Here is a 23,527-nt window from a genome sequence, read left to right on the forward strand (position 1 = left end):
TTCATACAAAATTACAAAAACATATCAGGTTATACATTCGATTATCCTATTCCATAACATGAGTTTTGCTGGTAAAACTCATGTTATTAAAATTGAGTTTCAACACCGATTATGAAATTTCTTCCAGCAGCAGGATTATAATACCGCCCGCCAAAAGCATTGATATCAAAACCGGAAACATAGCCTGTATTGTATAAATTCTGTATATGCAATGACAATCGTATCATTGTATTGTCTACAGCTATAGGCAACCTGAAATTGATATGGCTTATAATACTAGAATCTGACCAAACCGAATTAGCATCGTTCAATGGCAGTTTTGATGTATAAAAATGAGAATAATCCACGGACAACTTTTTGAAAAGGATAAAACTTAACAGCGAGTTTACAGTGGTTGCGGGAACACCTGTCAGGTCATTCCCCGAAAAATCAATACTATTCTGCTCATAGTTCTGAAATCTGAACTGATAAAAACTCCCTGAAAAACGTAATTTGAATCGGGTAAAATAGTCATTCCGAAGATAGAAACTTTTGGATTCCAGAAGAAACTCAAAGCCTTTCTGGACGGTCTCGCCGGCATTGACAAAATATTCTTGCCCAGCTTCATTTTGTCTCCGTACAATAGCATCCTTCATCCGGAAATCAAAATAACTGCCTTCTAAAAATAATACGTTTCCGAACTGCTTTCTTATGCCAATTTCTTTATTCCAGCCATATTCCGGAGAAAGAGCGGAATTGAATTCCTGTGTTGAGGAACGGATTTCTTCGTTGGTCGGTGCCGAATTTCCTCTTCCTACTTTTCCTCTTATTGAGAGATTTTTATCCATAAAATAGCTGAGTCCGAAGTTGGGAAGCCATTGGTTTTTGTTACGGACATTTCCATATTCTGCTTGCGGATAAAGCCTTTCCCAGATGTATGAAACGGAATTGAGACTGACGGAAATGTCCGTAAAGAATTTTTCATTAATGTTTAGTTTTTGAGAAAGAAAATAAAAACCTGAAGTATTTTTTAATTTGTCAAAATTTTGCGGATCAGCTTCTGTTCCTTTATTATTATCGTAGTTCTTCACAACTATGTGATTAATCCCGTCTTCGAATCCGAATCTGTAAGCTAAGAAAATCCGACGCCAGTTTCGCTCATAGTTCAGATGCGTCCGCAATGCCAGATTATTTTCATAACGGTGCTCATAATTCGTAATAAAGGGGTTTTCAAAATCAACGTAAGAACCCTGAATCAAAATAAAATGAGAAAAATTCTTACCAAAATCATACTCATTGGAAATCCCACCAAAAGTCATTCTATTTCTGATGCCTGCCCGTTGTTCTTTAGCACCTGGAGTAACTGTAGTTGAAGGTCTTGCCTGTCTGCTGTCAGACTTCCATTGTTCCACAGTCAGTCCGCCAGGCGTCTGATAATCAAGACCTGAGAACATTATCATGCTTTTCAGGGTACTTTTTTCAGAATAACGGAATTGATCTTTCAGGAAAATCTGTTTTCTCATCATTCTGGATTGTTCTCTGTAAGAATCCGTCTGATAATAATTTTGGAAGATTTCAAAGAAATGCTTATTCAATGTCTTTGAAAGGATAAAACTTTGGTTAAAAGTACCATAACTCCCGACAGACAAGCTGGCAGCAATATCTTCCGATTCTTTTGTTTTCAAAAGCAGTGTTCCGCCGGTTTCTGCTCCATAATCGCCACTTTCCGGTCCTTTATAAAGTTCGATTTGATCGATCAGTTGTGGTGAAATAATATTGAAATAGGTATTTCCGGATGCGTCAGACAAAATAAAATCATCAAGATAAACTTTGATATTTCTGACACCGAAAGGCGACCTTAACGTGCTGCCCCGCAGTGATAGTCTGTAACTTCCGGGGGAACGTTCCTCCATCCTTACACCGGCAACCTGATTGACAGCCTCCAGAAGGCGTTCCGGAGGGTTCTGAATCAGAAGATCTTTGCGCAACACAGACACCGATTTTGTAGAAGCTATCAAAGATGTCGGTTTTTTATAAGCATCAATCCGCACCTCGGAAATCAGATTTGCAGAATCTACAGCCTGAGACCATAGACCTGCAGAAGAATAAAAAAAAAGAAACAGGTAAAATTTTTTCATTAGATCTGCGAGTGCAAAAACCGTACATTTATCTGTAGATAATGTATTATTTAATATTTATGATTATCAAAGGATCAACTATTTTCAAAAATCAACTTATATTTCAGTTAAAATCTTTAGCCAGACTGACACAGGTACAGATTGTATTTCACTATCCATGATGCAACCGACGAGCATGGATAATAGACAATGAGATACACGCTGTTTTGCAAAAGATCAAATTAAGGATCTTTGTCCATATTCAGGAGTTATGAGAAATTATTGTCCCAAAATGTTTTTTAGGAAACCGTTACTCCAAAAAGATGTCCGATTAAAGCGGTGATACCCATTGCAACAGTTCCCCAAAAGCAAATTCTCAATACGGCAATTCCCATTTTTGAACCTCCGGTTTTCGCAGAAATTGCACCTAAGATCATCAGAAAAATAATCGAAAATCCATATTGAAAGTAAACCATTTGTTCTATAGGTGCCAAAAGTGAAACCGCAAAAGGCAATATCGCTCCCAGCGCAAATGAACCGAATGATGCAAATGCAGCTAGTAAAGGCTTGGCCTGAGTTATTTCGTTGATTCCCAATTCGTCGTGGGCATGAGCTGCCAAAGCATCATGATTGGTAAGTTCGGTAGCAACCTGAAGTGCAGTTTCCTTGCTTACGCCTCTTTTTTCATAGATTTTTGCCAATTCTCTCAGTTCAATTTCAGGCATTTCTTCCAGTTCCCGCTTTTCTCTTAAAAGATCTGCTTTTTCGGTATCCTCCTGTGAACTGACGGAAACATATTCTCCTGCTGCCATAGACATCGCTCCTGCAATCATTCCTGCCAATGCGGCCAGAATGATGGTATTCCTTTCCGGGTTTGCAGCAGCTACACCGATGACAATACTTGTGGTAGACAAGAGTCCGTCATTCGCACCCAAAACAGAGGCGCGAAGCCATCCTACCCTATTGACGTAATGTTTTTCTAATTGATGGTGCATAATTTTAATTTCTAAACATTTGATCCATTGCTATATAACAATATTGTACATATTTGGATTTCCTTAAGTTATTTCGGTTAGACAATTATAATGTATCATACAAAAATAATAAGATTATCAATGAAAATTTGATATAATTCTGACTTTCAGATATCTCTTCCATGATCTGATTAATAAAAGATTCTAAATAGGTACAAATACCTATAAACAAAGTGGGTTTTTCATTATTGAATTGAAAATCAAACCAAAATATCTTTGCCATATCAACAACCAATAAAAATCAATACAATGAAAAAGCTATTCTTTTATCTGTTCGCAGGACTTTTTATGAGTTCTATCTTATTCTCTTGTCACAGAGACGGTGATGATGAAAATAACAATGCAAACAATGCCGGCAGCTCAGCCACTCTGACTGCAGAAAATTATGGATTTGATGGCAGCCATGCCGGAAAATTCAGCTCAACAGCGGCGGGAATCGTTAGGACTTCCGCAGCAGGAATGACAATTGTTACAATTTCGGGAATCCGGGATGGAGGAAAAGAATCGATCAATATGGTTCTGTATGGCGATGTTGCTGCAAACAAGACTTATACTCTGGGCAACGGTTCTCAAAACGGAATCGTGATCAGAAAAGATTACCAGAACGTAACGGATCAGGCCATGTCTTACAGCACAGATAATAACGGCACCAATATGACCGGTGGTGGCGAAGTGAAGATCACATCCGTTAATGGTAACAAGGTCGAAGGAACTTTTTATGCAGTTGGATATAATAATTCCGGGAAAGAGGCTTATGCTGAGCAGGGAAAATTCAGTGGAACGATTAACTAAAATCCTTATCAATACTATGAAAACTCTTTATAAAACTACTGTTGCGATATTTTGCCTCTGTTTATTCAGCAAAGCTACAGCACAACGCCTTGATATTTTGGGTGGAATCAATATGACCGGCATCACTCACGAAACATCACAACAGAAAACCGATCAGTCCGGTAATGTTGGTTACCATGTTGGGATGGCTGTTTTTGTTGCTTTCAATCCGGAAAAATACAAAAAAGATGATGACAGAGAAGGTTATGGATTGCTTCCAACCTTGCAGTTTGTAAAAAAAGGAAGCTCAAAAAACAGTGTCATCAACAATTCTGCTGCGGATATCAAGCTGGGTTTTCTTCAGCTTAATCTTCCTCTGATCTATACTGCCAGCAATATGGATATCGGACTTGGACCTTATGTAGCATATGCATTATCCGGCAGCAAAAAATACAGAGTTGGCAACGGTGAGAAAGAAAAAATAGATTTCGGGAATGAGCTGGGCAGAATGGATTATGGTTTGGGAATCCAGTTTACTTTATTTATGTTCAAATTTCAATATGACTATGGATTGGCCAACCTAGCAAAAGGCAATGACAACAAAGCCAACACCCGCAGTTTCAGTCTGAGCGTCAATATTCCTCTCGTCCAATAATCCATGACATTACAACATATTTTCATAGGTTTTTCATTATTGGTTTGTAATTTTTCAAATGCACAGCAGAAAGATTACAAACCTTTTCTGGAAACGCTTTTCGTGCAGGCCAAAAATGATTTTAAGGACATTGCCGGCGAAGAAAATGAAACCAGCATGTTCAGAGATTCTAAATTAAAACCTGAGATTGGGGAGATAAAAATCAGCATAATGTCTTATAGTAAGAATTTGACTTGGACGATCCCTTTAGATAAATCCAAAATAGTTCAAAAAGATACTGAAGATTTTATCAAAACGAAATTTCCTGCTAATGAGAATTATGTGATTGTGGACAGTGACGACCTGGAAAACGAAAACTTCATGACAAAAAATGTCTATCTGAAACACGGCGACCGAAAACCGAAACTGATTTTCCAAACATTTTATTACAAGGATAAAGAAGATACTCAGAAAAGCAGTTTCAGCATGATAATATATGGAAAATAATAAATGAAAAAGATGAAAAAAGTATTATTAAGCCTGATGTTATTAACAATAATGTCTATCCGAGGGCAGATTTCCAAAGACTTTGGGAAAGAAATAAAAGCCCTTCTTGAAGCTGAAGCTCCAGATCTGATGATGAATGAATTCAAAAGTGAATATGCCTCAACATTTTACCGGACGAATTTGAAACTTGAGGGTTTCGAGATTAATTATATTGTCAGTGCAATTATTGGTAATGTTCTTTCTGCAAAATATATCAATAAAGGTGATGAAAATATAATGGAATCTATATCCATCCGGCTCAATACAATGTCCTATTTGATTTACGACAGTAAGTATGATCCTGAACGATTTAAATTAGATGACAACACATTAAGAAAAATACTCGTAAAAAGTAATACAACAGGAAAAACTCTTCTTGTTATTACTTTAAGTCAATCTGATGAAATCTATTTCCGATTTGTAAGAATTTAATTTCAAAACCTTTATGAAAACTTTAATTATAATTTTCCTGGTTGCATTCAGTCATATTATTGTCAATGCCCAGACTTTTTCTCAGATCATTTCCAGCCTGGAAAAATATGCCAAAGATGGTTTTAAAAACAGACTCGGAAAAAAGCTGAATGACAGCGAAGACGGTAAAACTTCTTTTTACCAGCCGAATTTCAAATTACCTTATGGCGATGCACAGATCAGCATCGAAAAAGACCGCAAACTCTGCATCATCACCTGGATGATACCAATGGATAAAGCAAAAGCCATCATCCCTGAATTTGAAAAAATAATGGAAAATAAAACCAAAAATGATCCTGACTATTTCATAGAAAATAATGGCAGCAAAACCCAGGGCTATGAGCTAAAGGATCTTTATATGGCGGATGGTTACACTGGCGAAGACTTATTGATGATGAGTGCCGTATACTCTATCGATCAGAAAGATGCTTCAAAAGGAAATTATTATATTCAGATTCTTGGCGATATTGAAGAATAAGTTTTAAAAATTTTATATCGATGCTGCCAAAGTCATTTTACCTACAATAAAAATTTATATCTGACCGCTGATATAAAAAGAGATTTATAATATATTTGTGTAAACTTAAACCTGTGAGAACCAAACACTTTATCCCTATCCTTATTCTTTTTGTAATTATAACATCAAAAGCTCAATCTATATCTGTTCTTAATAAAGAACTTGAAAAAAGTAAATCCTTAAAAGAGTCATCAAAAATTGAATCTGATCTGGGCAGGATCTATTTTGGCAAAGGTGATTTTTTAACCGCACAAAAATTTTTTTTTGCCGCTCTGGAAAAAGCCGAGAAAATTAAAAACGATCACTTGATCGCTAGTGCTTGTAATAATATTTCCGCAACATATATGGAAACTGAAAATGATTCTCAAGCTGAAAATTATGCAAAAAGATCTATTGATTTTAATAAAAAGATACGAGACCATGAGGGTCTAGCAGATGCATACAATTCCTTGGCAAATGTCTATTACTTTCAGGAAAAGGATCATCTCAGCCTGCATTATTTTTCTGAGTCTATAAAGGAAAGAAAAATAGTCAAAGATTCTGCAGGCCTTTTTGCGGGGTATAAAAATCTTGGATCAAATCTTTTTGAAATCGGCAAAACGGACGAGGCCATAAAAACCATTGAACAAAGTCTGAAATATATATCGAAAAAAACAGATTCTGCAAAGTGGATCGGTTCTTATCTTACTTTATCACAGGCCTATTTGTACAGTGGAAAATCCGACAAGGCCAAATACTATCTCGATCAGTGCTATCAGTATATTCATAATTATAAAGATAAAAGCAAAGTCGAAGATTATTATTATACTGTTTCTCAATACTATGAAAAGACAGGAAATACGACTGAAGCATTTAAAAATTTCAAATTATATGCAAAATATAGAGACAGTGTTATCAGTACTGCAAAAAACAGGCAACTATCTGAACTCAATTTAAAATATGAAACTGAAAAAAAACAAAACCTGATCAATCATCAAAATTTTGAACTTAAACAAAAGAACACTCTGCTGATTTTCATTGGTGCGTTTTTTCTGATTGCCATAATCGTGGCATATTTCATCTATAAAAATTACCGGTTCAGGCAGGACAAAAAACTACAGAAAGAGATTTTCCGTCAGAAAGAAGTGGAGACAAAAGCCCTCTTCGAAGGCGAGCAGAATGAAAGAATCCGCATCGCAAGAGACCTTCACGACAGTGTCGGCCAGATGCTTTCCCTGATAAAAATGAATCTTTCTTCACAGGAACAGAATCTGGAGAATGAGAAGGTTCAGAATCTGGTTGATAAAACAATCTCGGAAGTCAGAACGATTTCTCATAATCTTATTCCCGAAGAACTGAATTTCGGAATAATCCCTGCTCTGGAAAACCTTGCTGACAAAGTCAATTCCTCTTCTTCCACAAAAATGGAAATCGATATTCCGGATGAAATCAGAACTTTGGAATTCCAGAAGCAAAATGAACTTTCCATTTATAGAATTGTTCAGGAAGTTGTCAATAATATGATAAAACATGCAGATGCCACTTCTGTTAATCTATTAATTAAAAAAACGGAAAACATCCTGATTATTAATATCAGGGATAACGGAAAAGGTCTTGACAACAACTCGATTTCCAATTCTTCTGGCATCGGCTGGAAGAACATCAATGCGAGAGTCCACATGATGGATGGAAAAATAAAAATCGAATCGGAAAAACTAGCCGGAACTCAAATCGAAATCACTTTGCCTCAAAATGGATAATCAGGAAAAAATCAATATACTTTTGGTAGATGATCATCAGATGATGATCGATGGCATCAGGAATCTACTGTCCAATGAAACGAACTGTAACATCGTGGACGAAGCCAACAACGGACAGGTAGCTTATGAGAAAATTGCCGCAAATCCTACAAATTTTGCACTTATACTGACTGACATCAGCATGCCGCTTCTCAGCGGAACAGAACTTTGCAGAATGATCAAAAGCGAATTCCCCCACATCCAGGTTCTGATCCTCTCGATGTATAACAATTCGACTGCGGTGAAAGAAGCTGTTTTGGCAGAAGCAGACGGTTACATTCTGAAAAATGCCGGGAAAGATGAACTTTTGAAAGCCATCCACAGGATTTCCAATGGCGGAACATACTTTTCGCAGGATATTATACCGCTGATATACAATCAGTACCATAAAGAAAAATTGCAGCAGGAACAATTATCGCTCCTCACAACAAGGGAACGCGAGATTCTCAGTTTGATCATTAAAGAAATGACAAGTGAAGAGATTGCCGAGACATTATTCATCAGCAAAAAAACAGTGGACAACCACCGTCAGCACCTGCTGGAAAAAACAGGCTGCAAAAGTACAGTCGGACTTGTAAAGTTTGCGATCAAATACGACATCGGGCAGTAAAAAAATCAGACCTCTTCTCATTCACCGATTCATTTTGCCCGTTCGTCGAAAATAATGTCAAAATAATAGGATTTCATCCGACCTTTACATCAGAAAAAGAGCAATAGTGCTCAAATTAAATCCTACCATTATGAAAACAAAAATCGGAATTACAGAACAAAACACAGAAGCTGTAGCGGAACAATTGGCAAAACTTTTAGCTGATGAAACCTTGCTCTACATCAAAACAAGAAATGCACACTGGAATGTAACGGGAGATAACTTCCATGCCAACCATATCTTTTTTGAAGAGCAATACAAACAATTGGATGATATGATCGACAGCGTTGCGGAACGTATGCGAAAAATCGGACATTATGCTCCAGCTACGATGAAAATCTATCTGGAACTAACACATCTTACAGAATACAGCGATAGAACCAATGACGGCTTGGGTTATATGAAAGATTTACTGGCTGACCACGAAAGCATTATCGAATTCCTTAGAGGAAACATCACACCTTTTGCCGAAGAATTCAAAGATTACGGAACCAGCGATTTCATCACAGGATTGATGGAAACCCATGAAGAAATGGCCTGGATGATTCGTTCATACTTCAGATAATTTAAACCTGTGTTCATCAAAATCAGAAAAGGATAATTATATTTGTATACATCATAAATAACTACTCCTATGAAAGCTCTGATTGTTGATGACAACGATATCGCCAGAACTACTTTGGCACATCTGGCTAAACAGATCCCAAATCTTACGATAGAAAAAGAGTTTAACAATGCGATAGAAGCTTATCATCACCTGCAGACAAACCATGTGGATTTGATTTTTCTTGACATCGAAATGCCGGAAATGACAGGCATCGAACTCACGAAAAACCTTTCCGGGAAAGATACGCTCATCATTTTCACAACCTCGAACAAAGACTATGCACTCGAAGCTTTCGAACTGAATATCGCCGATTATATCCTGAAACCAGTGATGCCTGCAAGATTTTTACAGGCAGTCAGCAAAGCACAGGCTATTCTCGAAAGCAGAAAAGATAAGGTGGAAATCACAAAAGATGAATTTATTTTCGTCCGGGATTCTAATATCACTAGGCGTCTGAAGCTCGACGATATTTTTTATGCCGAAGCAATGGGCGACTATGTTAAGTTTTATACAAAAGAGAAAATGTTTGCCATTCACGGAAAGATGAAAACCGCAGAAGAACGCTTGCCAAAAGAACATTTCATCAGGGTTCATCGCTCTTTCATTATCTCCGTCGGCAAGATAGACACACTCCAGGACGGCGGAATTATGATCAACGGAAAATTCATTCCCGTCGCAGATGCATACAGAAAAGCACTCAACACGAGAATGAATGTGTTTTAGTTTTAGTATTACAGTATTTATTTAGACTGGTCTGATCTGTCTGGAATTTATCCGGAGCCTGTCGAAGTGTCACCGCTTTTTTTTCATTACGAAAGAGATGAAGCCATCGATAGAACTCTTCAGCAATCGCAATAAAAAAACAACTCCATTCAAGCTGGGCTGCAATATCCGAAGTTCCTGTTGCGACGCAAAAATTCCCCTCCTTTGGAGGGGTGGCGAAAATTCAAAGAATTTTTGACGGGGTGGTCAATAACAATTTGATGCTAAGTACGACATACTTATGAAAAAAATATCTTCAGTAATGAATAACAAGCGGTTCAGCTATTTTATCATCCTCACATTTATTGCGGGTTCTGCGTTGTTGATAGTAGTTCAGATCAATTCTGCCAATAACACAAAATCGCTTATCCGGAATAACAACATGTTGCTGAACGAGCTTCGTTCCAGCAATCATTTACGACAGATAGACCGCGATATTTTAGGAGTGGAAAGCAGAATCCGTGCATCCATAGCTACCAACGATACAACTCACCTGAATGGCGTTGACCAGAAAATTGATGAAGTAGAAAACTTCCTGGATTCGATTTCGGAAGATAATCAGGATGCAGAACTGGAAAAACTGATCCACAGGCTCAGCATCCTGGCAATGGAAAAAAAATTGGTGAAAGAAAAATTGTTATTGCGCTACAATACTTTGGGAAATATGGATGACCAGACATCCATCGCTAATCCTAGAGCCAGAAAAATCTCCAATGAAATCACTGAGATCACCGCCAGAATATATGAAACGCGCCGAATGGATATGGTCAAGCTGAGCAAGCAAAGCGAGGAAATGGGTAGAAAAGCAAGATTGTATGATATTTCGATCTTGTTTTTACTGGTTTTAAGCGGCGGAATTGTAGGTTTTCATATTCTACGACAGTTCAAAAGACAGCGTTTACTCATTGAAAAGCTGGATATTGCGGAGAAAAAAGCGTCAGCCGCGGCACAGACCAAAGAGAACTTCCTGGCCAATATGAGCCACGAAATCCGTACGCCTTTGAGTGGAATCTTAGGTTTTACCAATCTTTTGCAGAAAAGGCCTTTGGACGAAACATCATCCGAATTTGTATCATCGATTCAGCGGTCGGGCGAAAATCTGATGGCCATTATCAACGATATTTTAGATCTTTCAAAAATCGAAGCGGGAATGATGCGTATCACACCCGGTATTTTCAGCATCAATGGATTGGTCAATTCGGTAGAGACATTTTTTGTGGAACGAGCCAAAGAAAAAGGATTAACCATCTCCAGCAAAATCGATTCCTCAATCCCTGATACCTTGAATGGCGATGCGACCAGACTGACTCAGATCCTTGTCAACCTCATCGGAAATGCTATCAAATTTACGCATCAGGGAAGTATTACTATTGACATTTACAATCAACAGCAAAACGAAGACGAAGCCGTTATAGGATTCAGAATCTCCGATACCGGAATAGGAATCGACAAAGAAAAGCTGAATGAAGTTTTCGAAAGATTCAACCAGGGCGAAGATTCTACCACCAGAAATTTTGGAGGAACGGGATTGGGCCTGTCCATCGTGAAAAGTCTGATCCAGCTGCAAAACGGAAATATCGAAGTGACAAGCGAACAGGGAAAAGGAACGACTTTCCATTTTTACATTCCTTACGGTATTGCAAAAGAACAGATTACAACAATCCCTTCTGTCAATACACAATATTTTAAAGATAGATCAAATGCACCCCTGAAAGTTTTGGTTGTTGATGACAATGCCATCAATCAAAGTCTGATGAAACACCTGTTATCGCAATGGAACATTGATTTTGACATCGTCTCAAACGGTTTGGAAGCGGTGGAATATCTTCGGAACAATGCTTCTGATCTGGTTCTAATGGATATTCAGATGCCTCAGATGGACGGTTATGCTGCCACACAAAAGATCCGGGAAGAATTGAAACTGAAGATCCCCATCATCGCCATGACCGCACATGCTTTGGCCGGCGAACGCGAAAAATGCCTGAGCCGCGGCATGAACGAATATATTTCTAAACCGATAAAAGAGGAAGAATTATTTAAACTGATTTCCGGTTTCGGATTGCAAGAAAACGGTAAAAAGAATATAGAAACCGAAGAAACAGTCTCGTATTACAAAGTTATCGACCTCGCCTATATGAAATCCATCAGCAATGGTGATACAGATTTCGAAAAAACGGTTACCCAACAGTTTTTAGACAAAGTTTCGACGCATTTACAGGAACTGAAATCAGCGTATGACCATAAAGATTTCAAATTACTGAAACTGCGGGCACATGATTTGAAATCGAGTGTTGCCATTATGGGATTATTGCCTTTGTTAGAAGAAAAACTGAATAATCTGGAATTAACCAACGAGGAGAACACAACTTCAAAACGCGCTTTGGAAGACACAGAACGTATTTTGCTAAAATCTCTTTATGAAGCCAAGCTGTTTTTGACATCCATCACAGAATCCATTAATTAGCACCATTTTCATCATGGAAACCCAAGGGGCATCAGTCGTCATCACACATCACATCCTGGACGGAAAACAAGCAGAATATGAAACATGGCTGGACGAAATATTACCCGTTGCCAAAAATGCCGACGGGTTTATCGACTGGCAGGTTGTGCGGCCAATTCCAAATCTCACCTTTGTTTACACAGTCATCATCCGATTCGATACCATTGAAAATCTCAAAAACTGGATGGAGTCTGATGCCCGGAAAAAGCTGATCGACAAAGCGCATCCGTTATTCACAAAAGAGGATAACTACGAAATCAAATCCGGTCTGGATTTTCTTTTCTACGGTGAAAAGGCTGATATCAAAACACCCGTTCGCTGGAAACAGTATCTGGCCACTTGGTCCGTCATATTTCCTTTGTCTATTCTGATGCAGCTGGTATTGCTGCCATTTTTGAGACAGCTTGATCTCCCTGCCAATCGGTATCTGGACACCTTTATAAGTACAGGATGCCTGGTTTTTCTGGTGATTTTTGTGGTAATGCCGAATTACACAAAGCTGATTAGGAAATGGCTGTTTAAGTAATCATTTTCCAACATCATATTTTACAATCATTGAACCTTTTTCAATGATTTTTTTGTTATAAAGTTCAAGTGTGAGTGATTGTATAATTGAAATTTTTTCTGTTTTGGTTGTGCAGGTCAGATTATACCTAAACAGATTCCTGTTTGCGTTCCGCAGTTTAGATTAGACTTTCTCGGATTCCTGTTTGAGTTCCGCAGTTTAGATTAGACCTTCACAGATTTCTGTTTTAATTCCGCAGGTCAGATTAAGCTTAAGCAGATTTCTGTTTTGGTTACTATCAGGTATTTTTCTTTCAATAATTTTAAATAGTCTAATCTCAACGATTCATTTTGCCCATTCACCGAAAACAACTTCATTACTGAACGATTCCGAAGTAGCTTTACCATAGAAATTAAGAGCAATAAATAATTAATCACTAAAAATTAATATGATGAACCCAGAAAACCTAAGCTTCAAATACGAATTGGAAAAAAAAGCACCACGCACCAATGATGGCGGAACAACAAGAGGAGCATCTGTAAAAGAGTTTCCTGCTTCCATAGGCATTGCAGGCGTTTCTATGAGACTGCAGCCGGGAAGCATGAGAGAGCTGCACTGGCACGCCAACGCCGCCGAGTGGGCTTATGTGATTTCCGGAAAGGTGCGCACCACGATTATTCATCCTGACGGACACAGCTATACCGATAACTTTGAACCCGGAGATGTATGGTATTTTCCAAAAGGTTACGGCCACTCGATCCAGGCGACAGGAACGGAAGAATGTCACTTCATTCTGATTTTCGATAACGGAAATTTTTCTGAGGATCACACGTTCAGTGTAACGGATTTTGTTTCAAGTGTCCCTCCTGAAATTGTGGCTCAGAATCTGGGTATAACCCTGGAAGAAGTGGCGGCATTACCTCAGAAAGAAGCCTATTTCGCAGCCGGTGTTGTTCCGGATGAACTGTCATCCGTAGCCTTGGCAAGGCCTGATGAATCTGATATCGAACTGACAAGTTTCCACCGTTATCCTTTGCATGCCCAACAGCCAAGAATCATTCCTGGTGGTGGTCTGCAGAGATTGGTAACTAGTAAGGAATTTCCAATTAGTACCACCATGGCAGGTTCTGTTTTGGAACTTCAGCCGGGTGCTTTGAGAGAAATGCACTGGCATCCGAATGCGGATGAATGGCAGTATTTCATTTCCGGACAGGCGGAGATGTCGGTTTTCCTGGCAGAATCTACAATCGTCACAGAACAGTTCAGGGCAGGAGATGTCGGTTATGTGCCGATGGGAGCTGGGCATTATATTAAAAATACTGGCGACACGGTTTGCAAAGTGCTCATTGGCTTCAACAGTGGTGTTTATGAATCCATTGATTTGAGCGAATGGCTGGCCGGAAATCCTAAAGATGTTGTCGAAACGAATTTCGGTTTGAAAGGAGGGGAAATCGAAAAATTCCCTGGTGAAAAGGTATTCATCCAACCTGCTAAATAAATATTTTGCTGATGGAAGCTCAGTCTTATGTATCAATTCGTCAAATCAGGAATCAGGAGAAACTGGCGATATTTCTCGCTTTGATCGCAGGCTATATTGATGCGACAGGATTGATAAAATGGAAAACTTATGTTTCCTTTATGAGTGGTAATACCACACAATTGGGAGCAGCTTTCTTCAGTGACAAATTTGGAACCGTCATCACATCCTTTACGGTTATCGCCGGGTTTTTTATAGGAATCTACGCAGGAACCTGCCTGTCCTTATGGAAACAGAATAAGAACCCAATATTAATATTTTGCTTAGTTTCCGGGAATCTGATTTTCTATTCAATTATTGATTATTTTTATAATATCAATAGTGTATTATCCATTTCGATTGTAGGATTTGCAATGGGATTGATGAATACGATTGTTACTTCGGTCGGAAACCAAAAGGTAAATACCGACTTCGTGACGGGAACTCTCAATAACCTGGCAAGAAATACCGCAATGCTGACTATGACGAAAGATAAAGCAGAAAAAAAGGCATCCCGATCAAATGCGATTCATCTGCTGTTATTATGGATTGGATTTTTTTCAGGCGCTTTTGCCGCCCCTTTCCTACTCGATGATCTAGGAAAATGGACTTTGATCCTTCCAGCTTTATTACTAATAATTTGCGGATTATATATTTCAAAATTTAACTCCAAAAACTAAAAACGATGTTACAGAAAAACGAAGTTGCACCAGGTTTTACATTATATGCAACGCCCGACCAGAAAATCACCCTTTCAGAATTCAAAGGGAAAAATGTGATCCTTGCTTTTTATCCGGCAGACTGGAGTCCGGTTTGCAGTGACCAGATGGCTTTATACAACGAAACCTTAAAATTTTTCAAACAATATGATGCGGAGATTTTCGGAATCTCTGTGGACAGCAAATGGTGTCATTTGGCCTTTTCACAATCCCGGAATTTGCATTTCCCATTATTGGCAGATTTTGAAGAAAAAGGAGAAACCTCAAAAAAATATGGTGTCTATGACAGCGAAGAAGGTGAATGCAAACGTGCACTTTTCGTCATCAATAAAGAAGGCATCATCGCATGGAGTTACCTGTCACCAACAGCCATCAATCCTGGTGCAGACGGAATCTTAGACGCTTTAGAAACACTTAACACAAAATAATTATGTCACTAAAACCATCAGTCAGTGCAACTGACCATACTCAAGGCAACCTAACTGCCGATCTGGTTATCGTAGAATATGGCGATTATCAATGTCCGTATTGTGGCGCCGCTTATCCTGTTCTTAAAGAATTGATGAAAGAATTTGGGAGTCAGGTGAAATTTGTATTCAGAAATTTTCCGCTTTCGGAGATGCATCAGTATGCGAGAATTGCGGCAATTGCGGCGGAAGCTGCAAATCTTCAGGGGAAATTCTGGGAAATGCACGATGCAATTTATGAAAATCAAAGAGATTTGAATGAAAATCTGTTGATGAGATTAGCACAAGAATTAAAATTGAATATGCCTCAGTTTGAAAAAGATCTGGAAAGCACAAAACTAGCCGAAAAGGTAGATTCTGATTTTGAAAGCGGCGTGTTGAGTGGTGTGAACGGCACACCTTCTTTCTTCGTGAATGGAAATAAATTCAATGGAGGCGCGGAAGATCTGATCGGGCTATTAAGAGAGAATACTGTTTGATCCCAACGTTAGTTTTTGTCTGTTCAACGACAGTTTTTGCCTTTGCGACAGAAAAAACTGTGACATAGGTCCAAGTGTTTGTAGCTTTACCATAGTTAAGTTATGAAACGAGAAACAGATTCTGAGATCAGAAAATAAAATTTTAAGACAGGGAACGATTTTAACTTAGGTTAAGATGTAATAAATTTATCCAACCTACATTTGCTAAAGAATTAGAACAAAAAAATAATAAACAAATATTAATCACAAACAATTAAAAAAGTAAATTATGAGCACACTAAAATTAAAAGACGGAACAGAGATTTTTTACAAAGACCAAGGTGAAGGACCAGTTTTGATGTTTCACCACGGATGGCCATTATCATCAGACGACTGGGATGCGCAGGTGATATTCTTTTTAAAAAAAGGTTACAGAGTGGTGACACACGACAGAAGAGGACACGGAAGATCAAGCCAGAATATTTACAACCACACCATCGAGCAATATGCTTCTGATGCTGCAGAACTGGTAGAATTCCTGGATCTGAAAGATGTAGTTCACATCGGTCACTCAACTGGAGGCGGCGAAGTGATCCGTTATGTAAACAAATATGCTAATGGAAGAGCTAAAAAAGCGGTCCTCATCAGTGCGATACCGCCGGTGATGGTTCAGAGTGACAGCAATCCTGATGGTGTTCCGATGTCTGTTTTTGATGATATCAGAGACCAGACCATGAACAACAGAAACCAGTTTTATTTTGATTTGACCTTTCCTTTCTACGGTTATAACAGAGAAGGCGCAGATGTGAAAGAAGGTGTACAGAGAAACTGGTGGAGACAAGGACTGATGGGTGGCATTGTTGCGCATTATGACGGAATAAAAGCATTCTCCGAAACGGATTTGACAGAAGATCTGAAAGCTGTGGATATTCCGGTTTTGGTAATGCATGGCGAGGATGATCAGATTGTTCCTATTGCCAATGCTGCATTAAAATCAATTAAATTATTGAAAAACGGTAAGATGATCACTTATCCTGGCTTCCCACACGGAATGCCCACTACAGAGCATCAAACCATCAACAAAGACCTTTTGGAGTTTATCCAGTCGTAAAATTTAATATTATAAAAATAAAACCGGAAGTGTGTTTCTTCCGGTTTTATTGTTTTATAACGATAATTACTTATCCGTTCATTGCTTCATTGTCTGTAAAAAAACGAAAGCCTTCTTTTTCTTTATTGATGAGCTGCATCGGGTATAATTCCGGATTATAATCTCCTTTCAATACCTCATGCAAAGCGTGTCTTTTTGAAGCTCCGAAAGCTATTACGAGAATATTTTCCGCTTTATTGATGATTGGTTCTGTAAGTGTGATTCTGAACATATTCTGAGATTCGAGGAAATAAGCGGCCACCCATTTTTCTTTTTCTCCAAGAACAGATTCGCCGGGAAATAAAGAAGCCGTGTGTCCATCATCTCCCATTCCCAAAAGTATAAAATCAAAAACACCTTCATTTCCAAGAACTGTTCGGATCTGCTTTTCATACTCTTCAGCATAATCTCCTGGCACTGTTCCGTCCTTATACATCGCAAAGATATGGCTATGATTAACAGGGACTTTATTCAGAAGTGTTTCAAAGGTCATTTTTGCATTGCTTCTTTCATCGGTCAGAGAAACCCAGCGTTCATCCACCCAGAAGAAATAGATCTTATCCCACTCGATGTCCGCATAGGCGTCGGTAGCGAGCAATTCGAAAATCGCTTTTGGAGAAGATCCGCCGCTTAAAGCAACTACAAACCGACCATGTTTCTGAACTGATTTCACCGAAAGGTCGGCAAAAGTGTCAGCAGCCTTTTTATATAGTTCATGCAAATCTTCAAATACTGTGATATTCATTTTTCTTTTTTGATTAACTGATTAAACTATACCCAGCCATGACCTTGTCTTTCCACTAATGTGAAACTTTCTTCTGGTCCCCAGCTTCCTGCTTTGTAATTTGGGAATGAAGCTTTTTTGTTTTCCCAATCCTCCTGAATCGTTGTTACAACATCCCAGGCTTCCTCCACCTGATCAGATCGCATAAATAAAGTGAGATCGCCGATAATGGCATCAAGCAACAAGGTTTCATAGGCTTCCGGAGTATCTTCTTTGCATGCAAAATAATCAAAGACCATTTCCACAGGTTTCAGTAGCATGGAAAGTCCTTGTTTTTTTGTCATAAACTGCAGTCTGATATCCATCGATGGCTGAATATTAATAATCAGTCTATTGGCGGAAAGAAGGCTGGAGCTATCAGAAAATGTAGAATGCGGAAGGGGTCTGAACTGGACGGTGATATAAGAATGTTTTTCCTTCATTTTTTTTCCGGTGCGGACATAGAAAGGAACATTCTGCCATCTTTCGTTATCAAGATAGAATTTTACAGCCACAAAAGTCTCTGTGTTAGAGTCCGGAGCAATACCTTCTTCCTGACGGTATGCCTTCTGTTTTTCTCCGTTTATAATGCCTTCTCCGTATTGACCTCTCACAGCATAGTGGTCTACTCTAGTCGCCGGAATTCTGCGAATCGCCTTCAGGACATCTACTTTTCGGTCTCTGATCTCATCCGATTCCAAAGATGCCGGCGCTTCCATCGCAACCATACACAGGATCTGCAGCAAGTGGTTCTGAACCATATCTCTCAAGGCGCCGGTCTGCTCATAGAAACCGCCTCTTGTCTCCACACCAACCTCTTCCGCCACCGTAATCTGCACAGATTCTATATGCCTGTTATTCCATAAAGGTTCGAAAATCGAATTCCCAAACCTGAAAGCTAGTATGTTCTGAACTGTTTCCTTTCCAAGATAATGATCGATACGATAAATCTGCTTTTCTTCAAAAGTCTGGGACAAAAGCTGATTCAGCTCTACAGCAGTTTGTTTGTTATATCCAAAAGGTTTTTCAATGACGATCCTGTCTTTGTCCGCTTCAGAAGCCAGCGATGTATTCTTGATATGATTAGAGATGGTAGAAACAAAATTAGGCCCGATGGACAGATAGAACAATCTGTTGCCTCTCATCCCGAAATCTGTGTCAAATTCCTGAAGTTTCTCATTTAGTTTTCTGTAGGAGTCCTCATCATCCAACTGGTGTTGTAGATAAAAGATGTGCGGCTGGAAAGCCTGCCACTCATCAGAAGTAATGTTCTTTCTTGAAAAAGCTTCCAGATTGGTTTTGATATAATTTTTAAAATAATCATGATCATGATCAGACCTTCCCAATGCGATGATGTTAAAATTAGCAGGCATTCTTCCATCAATAAAAAGATTGTAAAAAGCGGGAAAAAGTTTTCTTTTTGCCAGATCACCAGTTGCGCCAAAAATTACAATATTAGTAGCGTTCAATATACTATTGTCAGTCATTCATTCAAGTTTAAATATTTGTACTATCCCAAGATGTGTGGAAAATACCTTCACGATCTACTCTTTGATACGTGTGTGCTCCAAAATAATCGCGTTGTGCCTGGATCAGGTTTACGGGCAAAAATTCTGTTGTGTATGCATCAAAATAACCCAATGCAGTCTGGATTCCCAAGCTTGAGATACCGTTTGAAACGGCATAAGAAGCGGTTTTTCTTAAAGAATGGGTTTTTGACTTTACGATCTCTGAGATTTCTTCATCCAATAAAATATTAGAAAGATTCGGGTTTCTCGTATAAGCAGAATAAAACTTCTCTAAAAGTACGGAACGGATGATACAGCCACCTCGCCAGATTTTTACAACATCCTTCAATGGGATATCAAAATCATATTCCTCGGAAGCTTTTACCAATAACGCCAAACCTTGTGCATAGCTGATCAAAGTTGACAGATAAAGCGCATCACCTACTTCTTTAATAAATATTTTCATATTTTCCGGTGTTGCAACATCATCATTAGGATATAATTGAGACGCTTTGATTCTCTCTTCTTTATAAGCTGATAAAATTCTTGATGTCACAGCAATATCAATAGTCGGGATAGAAACCCCTATTTCCATTGCCTGTTCAGAAGTCCATTTTCCCGTTCCTTTTGCACCGGCTTTGTCCAAAATCATATCGACCAGATAAGCATTGGACAAACTATCTTTTTGCCGGAAAATATCTCTTGTAATCTCGATTAAGAAAGAATTCATCTCGCCATTGTTCCATTCTTTGAATATTTCGTAAAGCTGATCATTATTTAAATTGGCTCCTCTTTTAAGCAGATCATAAGCTTCGCTGATGAGCTGCATGATGGCATATTCGATACCGTTATGAACCATTTTCACATAGTTTCCTGCAGCACTTTTACCCATGTATGCAGTGCAAGGCTCTCCATCAACTTTTGCTGCTATAGATTCCAGCATAGGTTTCAAGAGCTTGAATGCTTCCAAATCTCCTCCCGGCATTATACTGGGTCCTGTTCTGGCACCTTTCTCACCTCCGGAAACACCCATTCCCATAAAATGGAGACCTTTTGAAGCTAAATCTGCAATACGTCTTTCTGTATCTCTGAAATAAGAATTTCCTGCATCGATCACAATATCACCTTTGCCCAAAAGCGGGGTTATATTTTCCAGAACTGCATCTACCGGTTTTCCCGCCGGAACCATCAGGATAATTTTCCTTGGACTTTCCAATGCTGTCACAAAATCTTCCAAAGATGCTAATCCTTTTATTTCCATACCACCGGTTGCACCTGTATGCAGCTCATCTACTTTTCCTTTGTCCAGATCAAATCCTGCTACGGAAAAACCGTGATCAGCTATATTATAGAGGAGGTTTCTTCCCATCACTCCGAGGCCGACAACCCCGTAATTGTATCTTTCCATTCTTTTATAATTAGAAATATTTTAATATTTACAAACAATAAAATTACATAAAAGCTAATCAGTAAAAAAACAAATTGCGAAAAATTAATAATCACCATTAGTTTTAATCATTAATGATAAATATCATTTCCAATTATTATAAAATGTCCTTTTTGTCCTATTATGGTTCTTTATATTACTATTACTCAAAACGTTTATGTCGGACATTTGTAAAGCGTAAAAAGGCTATAAAAAGAACCTTTCCCCCCTCAAACTTTATTATAAATGAACATACAAAATACAATAGAAAACATCTCAGAACACGAGGAAAAAACATTCCGTGACTCTGTCGGAACCATGGACAGTACAGGAAAAAGAAAATGGGTCTTCCCCCGAAAACCCAAAGGAAATTATACTACGAAAAGAAATTATACTAGTTATTTACTTCTTTTAATATTTTTTATTCTGCCGTTTGTTAAGATCAATGGAAATCCATTTTTACTGATCAATATTCTTGACAGACACTTCTTTATTGCCGGACAGCCATTTTATCCGCAGGATTTTTACATTCTGGCTTTAGCTGCAGTGACAGCCGTTATTTTCGTTATGATTTTTACTGTAGTTTTCGGAAGAATATTTTGTGGTTGGCTTTGTCCGCAGACCATTTTTATGGAAATGGTTTTCCGGAAAATAGAATATTGGATCGAAGGCGACCGTAATAAACAGATGAAACTCGAACGACAGGCCTGGGATGAAGAAAAAATTAGAAAAAGGGTTACAAAATGGTCTATATTTTTACTGATATCAGCTATTATCAGCCATGTTATGTTTATGTATATTGTAGGCTATGAATCGGTGATCAGAATTATGGAAGAAGGACCGGCGCAACATCCGGGAAATTTTGTAACAATGATTATTTTCACAGGAATTTTCTACTTTGTTTTTGCCTGGCTGCGTGAGCAGGTTTGCACTTTGATATGTCCGTACGGAAGATTACAGGGGGTTCTCATCGACAAAAAAACAGTCAATGTTCACTATGATTTCAAGAGGGGTGAAAACCGTGCAAAATGGCGCAACGGCGAAGACCGAAAAGCTGTGGGAAAGGGTGATTGTATCGATTGCCTGCAATGTGTTGTGGTCTGCCCTACAGGAATCGACATCAGAAATGGTCAGCAGCTGGAATGTACCAACTGTACTGCCTGTATCGATGCCTGTGACGAAGTGATGGTGAAAGTCGGACTGCCAAAAGGTCTGATACGTTATGCGACAGAAGCTGAGATAGAAAATCAGAGCCAGTTCAAATTCACGTCGCGAATGAAAATTTCAACTTTTGTATTGTTTTGTTTAGTGGTATTTACCGGATTTCTTTTTCAAGACAGAGGAAGTATGGAAGCAAAATTCATCAAACCTGCGGGAAGTACTTTTATCAGCCACAATGGTAAAATTACCAATACGTTTACTTATACCTTTCTGAATAAATCCTATCATGACCAGTCCGTTACAATTAAAGTTCTGGAGCCGCAGCACAGCGAAATTTCTATGCCGAATGGCCGAATTATAAAAGTAAAAGGGAATGAATTATTAAAAGGCAATATCAACATCAGCCTTCCGGAAAATGAAGTCCGGTTATATAAGCAGAATATCGAGCTGGGCGTTTATGATAAAGACGGAAAGCTTCTCGATTCCTACAAAACGGTATTTGAAGGGCCTTTTAAAATACAGCTTTAAGCCTTTATACTTTATATCTCTGGCGAAAGCTGACCGGGCTATAACCCGAATGTTTTTTAAAAAGCCTGGCAAAATAGGAATAATCTTCATATCCAAGGCTGAAAGCCACATCTACAACATTACTGTCTAAAAAAATAAGCGTCCGTTTTGCTTCCAGGATCAATCTGTCCACAAGCACTTCGGATGCTTTTTTGCTGATTACGGACTGGGTGATCCTGTTGAGATGCTTGGGAGATATATCAAGCATTTCGGCGTATTGGGAAACCGATTTTATAGTTTTGAAATGTTTCTCAACCAGATTTTCATAATCATAATAATGTTTAAAATAAGACAGTCTGAGGTCCGTACTGTCGGCTTCCTGATCTGTATAATGTCTTGTAGCGTAGATATATATTATCGTGAGAAGAGCGATGATCAGACATTCTTTCATAAAACCGGAGTCATTATTTTCCTGATCGATTACTTTCAGAAGTGATACTATTTTATCCAGATCCTTATTTTCAACAACAATTTTCCGGGAAATGTTTGGTGAGCCAAAAAAGGGATAATCCTTTAATCTGAGGTTAACGTAGTGAAAATCATAATATTCCTGTGATGTAAAAAAAATAAAGCCTTCTGCATCATCAGACAATTCCCAGCTGTGAACCTGCCCTGGTAAAAGAAAAAAAAGGCTACCTTCCGAAATTTCGTAGCGTGTAAAGTCAATCTCATGAATACCTCGCCCTTTTGTAAAAAGCACCGTTACATAACTATCGTGCCGATGTGGTTTCTCTATATGTTTCCGGTTATTTTTCAAATGGTTTTCCAGTGTATTAAAATAAAAGTCATCTTTATTATTCTTATTATTTTGAAAAAACCGGGTGTGAAGAACAGCAATGGAATCCATAGATTTCAATTAAATTATTACAATCAAACGAGTTGACTCCTGTCAAAATGGCATTGGGAGACTTTTGCCTCC

23 protein-coding genes are annotated in these 23,527 nt (G+C 38.5%); 17 read left to right on the forward strand and 6 right to left on the reverse strand.

Translation table 11 applies throughout. The features are described 5' to 3' along the window. Positions 1-86 precede the first annotated feature (86 nt). Together BUA97_RS13405 and BUA97_RS13410 are read right to left on the reverse strand one after the other, a co-directional pair. Positions 87-2,117, reverse strand: coding sequence for a TonB-dependent receptor (locus tag BUA97_RS13405; RefSeq protein ID WP_072999078.1), 2,031 nt, complete (start codon positions 2,115-2,117; stop codon positions 87-89). 278 nt (positions 2,118-2,395) lie between these two features. Next, entirely contained in the window at positions 2,396-3,091 is a 696-nt protein-coding gene (locus BUA97_RS13410; protein ID WP_072999079.1) for a VIT1/CCC1 transporter family protein, read from the reverse strand. A gap of 288 nt (positions 3,092-3,379) precedes the next feature. Here BUA97_RS13410 and BUA97_RS13415 point away from each other — a divergent pair, with 288 nt between their 5' ends. From BUA97_RS13415 to BUA97_RS13490, 16 genes are all read left to right on the forward strand, one after another. Then, on the forward strand, positions 3,380-3,922 hold the full coding sequence (locus BUA97_RS13415) for a hypothetical protein (RefSeq protein WP_072999080.1): 543 nt from the start codon (positions 3,380-3,382) through the stop codon (positions 3,920-3,922). A 16-nt stretch (positions 3,923-3,938) separates the two neighbouring features. Next, the gene (locus BUA97_RS13420; RefSeq protein ID WP_175546206.1) at positions 3,939-4,556 is read left to right on the forward strand and encodes an outer membrane beta-barrel protein; all 618 of its coding nucleotides are present in this window, start codon (positions 3,939-3,941) and stop codon (positions 4,554-4,556) included. Positions 4,557-4,559: 3 nt separating this feature from the next. Beyond that, positions 4,560-5,042: a hypothetical protein gene (locus BUA97_RS13425; protein ID WP_072999083.1), complete on the forward strand. Its 483-nt coding sequence runs from the start codon at positions 4,560-4,562 to the stop codon at positions 5,040-5,042. A gap of 12 nt (positions 5,043-5,054) precedes the next feature. Then, complete coding sequence (locus BUA97_RS13430) at positions 5,055-5,513, forward strand: hypothetical protein (RefSeq protein WP_139258326.1); 459 nt, start codon at positions 5,055-5,057, stop codon at positions 5,511-5,513. 13 nt (positions 5,514-5,526) lie between these two features. Further along, positions 5,527-6,030: a hypothetical protein gene (locus BUA97_RS13435; protein WP_072999087.1), complete on the forward strand. Its 504-nt coding sequence runs from the start codon at positions 5,527-5,529 to the stop codon at positions 6,028-6,030. A gap of 113 nt (positions 6,031-6,143) precedes the next feature. Further along, complete coding sequence (locus BUA97_RS13440) at positions 6,144-7,808, forward strand: tetratricopeptide repeat-containing sensor histidine kinase (RefSeq protein ID WP_072999089.1); 1,665 nt, start codon at positions 6,144-6,146, stop codon at positions 7,806-7,808. Further along, entirely contained in the window at positions 7,801-8,457 is a 657-nt protein-coding gene (locus tag BUA97_RS13445; RefSeq protein ID WP_072999091.1) for a response regulator transcription factor, read from the forward strand. Before BUA97_RS13440 ends, BUA97_RS13445 begins: the two co-directional genes overlap by 8 nt. Before the next feature lie 130 nt (positions 8,458-8,587). After that, positions 8,588-9,061: a Dps family protein gene (locus tag BUA97_RS13450; RefSeq protein ID WP_072999425.1), complete on the forward strand. Its 474-nt coding sequence runs from the start codon at positions 8,588-8,590 to the stop codon at positions 9,059-9,061. 69 nt (positions 9,062-9,130) lie between these two features. Then, positions 9,131-9,826 (forward strand): LytR/AlgR family response regulator transcription factor, encoded by a 696-nt coding sequence (locus tag BUA97_RS13455; RefSeq protein WP_072999093.1) that lies wholly within the window; start codon positions 9,131-9,133, stop codon positions 9,824-9,826. A gap of 280 nt (positions 9,827-10,106) precedes the next feature. Next, positions 10,107-12,329: a hybrid sensor histidine kinase/response regulator gene (locus BUA97_RS13460; RefSeq protein ID WP_072999095.1), complete on the forward strand. Its 2,223-nt coding sequence runs from the start codon at positions 10,107-10,109 to the stop codon at positions 12,327-12,329. A gap of 13 nt (positions 12,330-12,342) precedes the next feature. Continuing rightward, positions 12,343-12,894, forward strand: coding sequence for an antibiotic biosynthesis monooxygenase (locus tag BUA97_RS13465; protein WP_072999098.1), 552 nt, complete (start codon positions 12,343-12,345; stop codon positions 12,892-12,894). 427 nt (positions 12,895-13,321) lie between these two features. Beyond that, complete coding sequence (locus BUA97_RS13470) at positions 13,322-14,371, forward strand: cupin domain-containing protein (protein ID WP_072999100.1); 1,050 nt, start codon at positions 13,322-13,324, stop codon at positions 14,369-14,371. A gap of 11 nt (positions 14,372-14,382) precedes the next feature. Further along, the gene (locus tag BUA97_RS13475; RefSeq protein ID WP_072999102.1) at positions 14,383-15,069 is read left to right on the forward strand and encodes a YoaK family protein; all 687 of its coding nucleotides are present in this window, start codon (positions 14,383-14,385) and stop codon (positions 15,067-15,069) included. Between the two features lie 5 nt (positions 15,070-15,074). Beyond that, a complete protein-coding gene (locus tag BUA97_RS13480; protein WP_072999104.1) occupies positions 15,075-15,536 on the forward strand; it encodes a redoxin domain-containing protein in 462 nt (153 codons plus the stop codon). Between the two features lie 2 nt (positions 15,537-15,538). Further along, complete coding sequence (locus BUA97_RS13485; RefSeq protein WP_072999106.1) at positions 15,539-16,054, forward strand: DsbA family protein; 516 nt, start codon at positions 15,539-15,541, stop codon at positions 16,052-16,054. Positions 16,055-16,322: 268 nt separating this feature from the next. Continuing rightward, entirely contained in the window at positions 16,323-17,144 is an 822-nt protein-coding gene (locus BUA97_RS13490; RefSeq protein WP_072999108.1) for an alpha/beta fold hydrolase, read from the forward strand. Between the two features lie 70 nt (positions 17,145-17,214). Here BUA97_RS13490 and pgl read toward each other — a convergent pair whose 3' ends face one another. Genes pgl through gndA form a run of 3 tightly spaced genes read right to left on the reverse strand, consistent with a single transcriptional unit; the run spans position 17,215 to position 20,862 of the window. Continuing rightward, positions 17,215-17,928, reverse strand: a complete 714-nt coding sequence (pgl, locus tag BUA97_RS13495) for a 6-phosphogluconolactonase (protein ID WP_072999110.1) — start codon at positions 17,926-17,928, stop codon at positions 17,215-17,217. Positions 17,929-17,954: 26 nt separating this feature from the next. Beyond that, a complete protein-coding gene (gene zwf, locus BUA97_RS13500) occupies positions 17,955-19,433 on the reverse strand; it encodes a glucose-6-phosphate dehydrogenase (RefSeq protein WP_072999112.1) in 1,479 nt (492 codons plus the stop codon). A 10-nt stretch (positions 19,434-19,443) separates the two neighbouring features. Continuing rightward, positions 19,444-20,862, reverse strand: coding sequence for an NADP-dependent phosphogluconate dehydrogenase (gene gndA / locus BUA97_RS13505; RefSeq protein WP_072999114.1), 1,419 nt, complete (start codon positions 20,860-20,862; stop codon positions 19,444-19,446). Between the two features lie 264 nt (positions 20,863-21,126). Between gndA and ccoG the strand changes: the two genes are divergently transcribed. Next, complete coding sequence (ccoG, locus tag BUA97_RS13510; RefSeq protein ID WP_072999116.1) at positions 21,127-22,569, forward strand: cytochrome c oxidase accessory protein CcoG; 1,443 nt, start codon at positions 21,127-21,129, stop codon at positions 22,567-22,569. 4 nt (positions 22,570-22,573) lie between these two features. Here the strand turns inward: ccoG and BUA97_RS13515 are convergent, their stop codons facing one another. Continuing rightward, positions 22,574-23,455, reverse strand: a complete 882-nt coding sequence (locus BUA97_RS13515; RefSeq protein ID WP_072999118.1) for a helix-turn-helix domain-containing protein — start codon at positions 23,453-23,455, stop codon at positions 22,574-22,576. Between the last annotated feature and the right edge of the window lie 72 nt (positions 23,456-23,527).

This window comes from Epilithonimonas mollis, assembly GCF_900142325.1.
Classification (GTDB): domain Bacteria; phylum Bacteroidota; class Bacteroidia; order Flavobacteriales; family Weeksellaceae; genus Epilithonimonas; species Epilithonimonas mollis.

Coding starts and splice junctions, on each gene's coding strand:
- BUA97_RS13405 (WP_072999078.1), bottom strand. CDS start 2,117: ATGAAAAAATTTTACCTGTTTCTTTTTTTTTATTCTTCTGCAGGTCTA.
- BUA97_RS13410 (WP_072999079.1), bottom strand. CDS start 3,091: ATGCACCATCAATTAGAAAAACATTACGTCAATAGGGTAGGATGGCTT.
- BUA97_RS13415 (WP_072999080.1), top strand. CDS start 3,380: ATGAAAAAGCTATTCTTTTATCTGTTCGCAGGACTTTTTATGAGTTCT.
- BUA97_RS13420 (WP_175546206.1), top strand. CDS start 3,939: ATGAAAACTCTTTATAAAACTACTGTTGCGATATTTTGCCTCTGTTTA.
- BUA97_RS13425 (WP_072999083.1), top strand. CDS start 4,560: ATGACATTACAACATATTTTCATAGGTTTTTCATTATTGGTTTGTAAT.
- BUA97_RS13430 (WP_139258326.1), top strand. CDS start 5,055: ATGAAAAAAGTATTATTAAGCCTGATGTTATTAACAATAATGTCTATC.
- BUA97_RS13435 (WP_072999087.1), top strand. CDS start 5,527: ATGAAAACTTTAATTATAATTTTCCTGGTTGCATTCAGTCATATTATT.
- BUA97_RS13445 (WP_072999091.1), top strand. CDS start 7,801: ATGGATAATCAGGAAAAAATCAATATACTTTTGGTAGATGATCATCAG.
- BUA97_RS13450 (WP_072999425.1), top strand. CDS start 8,588: ATGAAAACAAAAATCGGAATTACAGAACAAAACACAGAAGCTGTAGCG.
- BUA97_RS13455 (WP_072999093.1), top strand. CDS start 9,131: ATGAAAGCTCTGATTGTTGATGACAACGATATCGCCAGAACTACTTTG.
- BUA97_RS13460 (WP_072999095.1), top strand. CDS start 10,107: ATGAAAAAAATATCTTCAGTAATGAATAACAAGCGGTTCAGCTATTTT.
- BUA97_RS13465 (WP_072999098.1), top strand. CDS start 12,343: ATGGAAACCCAAGGGGCATCAGTCGTCATCACACATCACATCCTGGAC.
- BUA97_RS13470 (WP_072999100.1), top strand. CDS start 13,322: ATGATGAACCCAGAAAACCTAAGCTTCAAATACGAATTGGAAAAAAAA.
- BUA97_RS13475 (WP_072999102.1), top strand. CDS start 14,383: ATGGAAGCTCAGTCTTATGTATCAATTCGTCAAATCAGGAATCAGGAG.
- BUA97_RS13480 (WP_072999104.1), top strand. CDS start 15,075: ATGTTACAGAAAAACGAAGTTGCACCAGGTTTTACATTATATGCAACG.
- BUA97_RS13485 (WP_072999106.1), top strand. CDS start 15,539: ATGTCACTAAAACCATCAGTCAGTGCAACTGACCATACTCAAGGCAAC.
- BUA97_RS13490 (WP_072999108.1), top strand. CDS start 16,323: ATGAGCACACTAAAATTAAAAGACGGAACAGAGATTTTTTACAAAGAC.
- pgl (WP_072999110.1), bottom strand. CDS start 17,928: ATGAATATCACAGTATTTGAAGATTTGCATGAACTATATAAAAAGGCT.
- zwf (WP_072999112.1), bottom strand. CDS start 19,433: ATGACTGACAATAGTATATTGAACGCTACTAATATTGTAATTTTTGGC.
- gndA (WP_072999114.1), bottom strand. CDS start 20,862: ATGGAAAGATACAATTACGGGGTTGTCGGCCTCGGAGTGATGGGAAGA.
- ccoG (WP_072999116.1), top strand. CDS start 21,127: ATGAACATACAAAATACAATAGAAAACATCTCAGAACACGAGGAAAAA.
- BUA97_RS13515 (WP_072999118.1), bottom strand. CDS start 23,455: ATGGATTCCATTGCTGTTCTTCACACCCGGTTTTTTCAAAATAATAAG.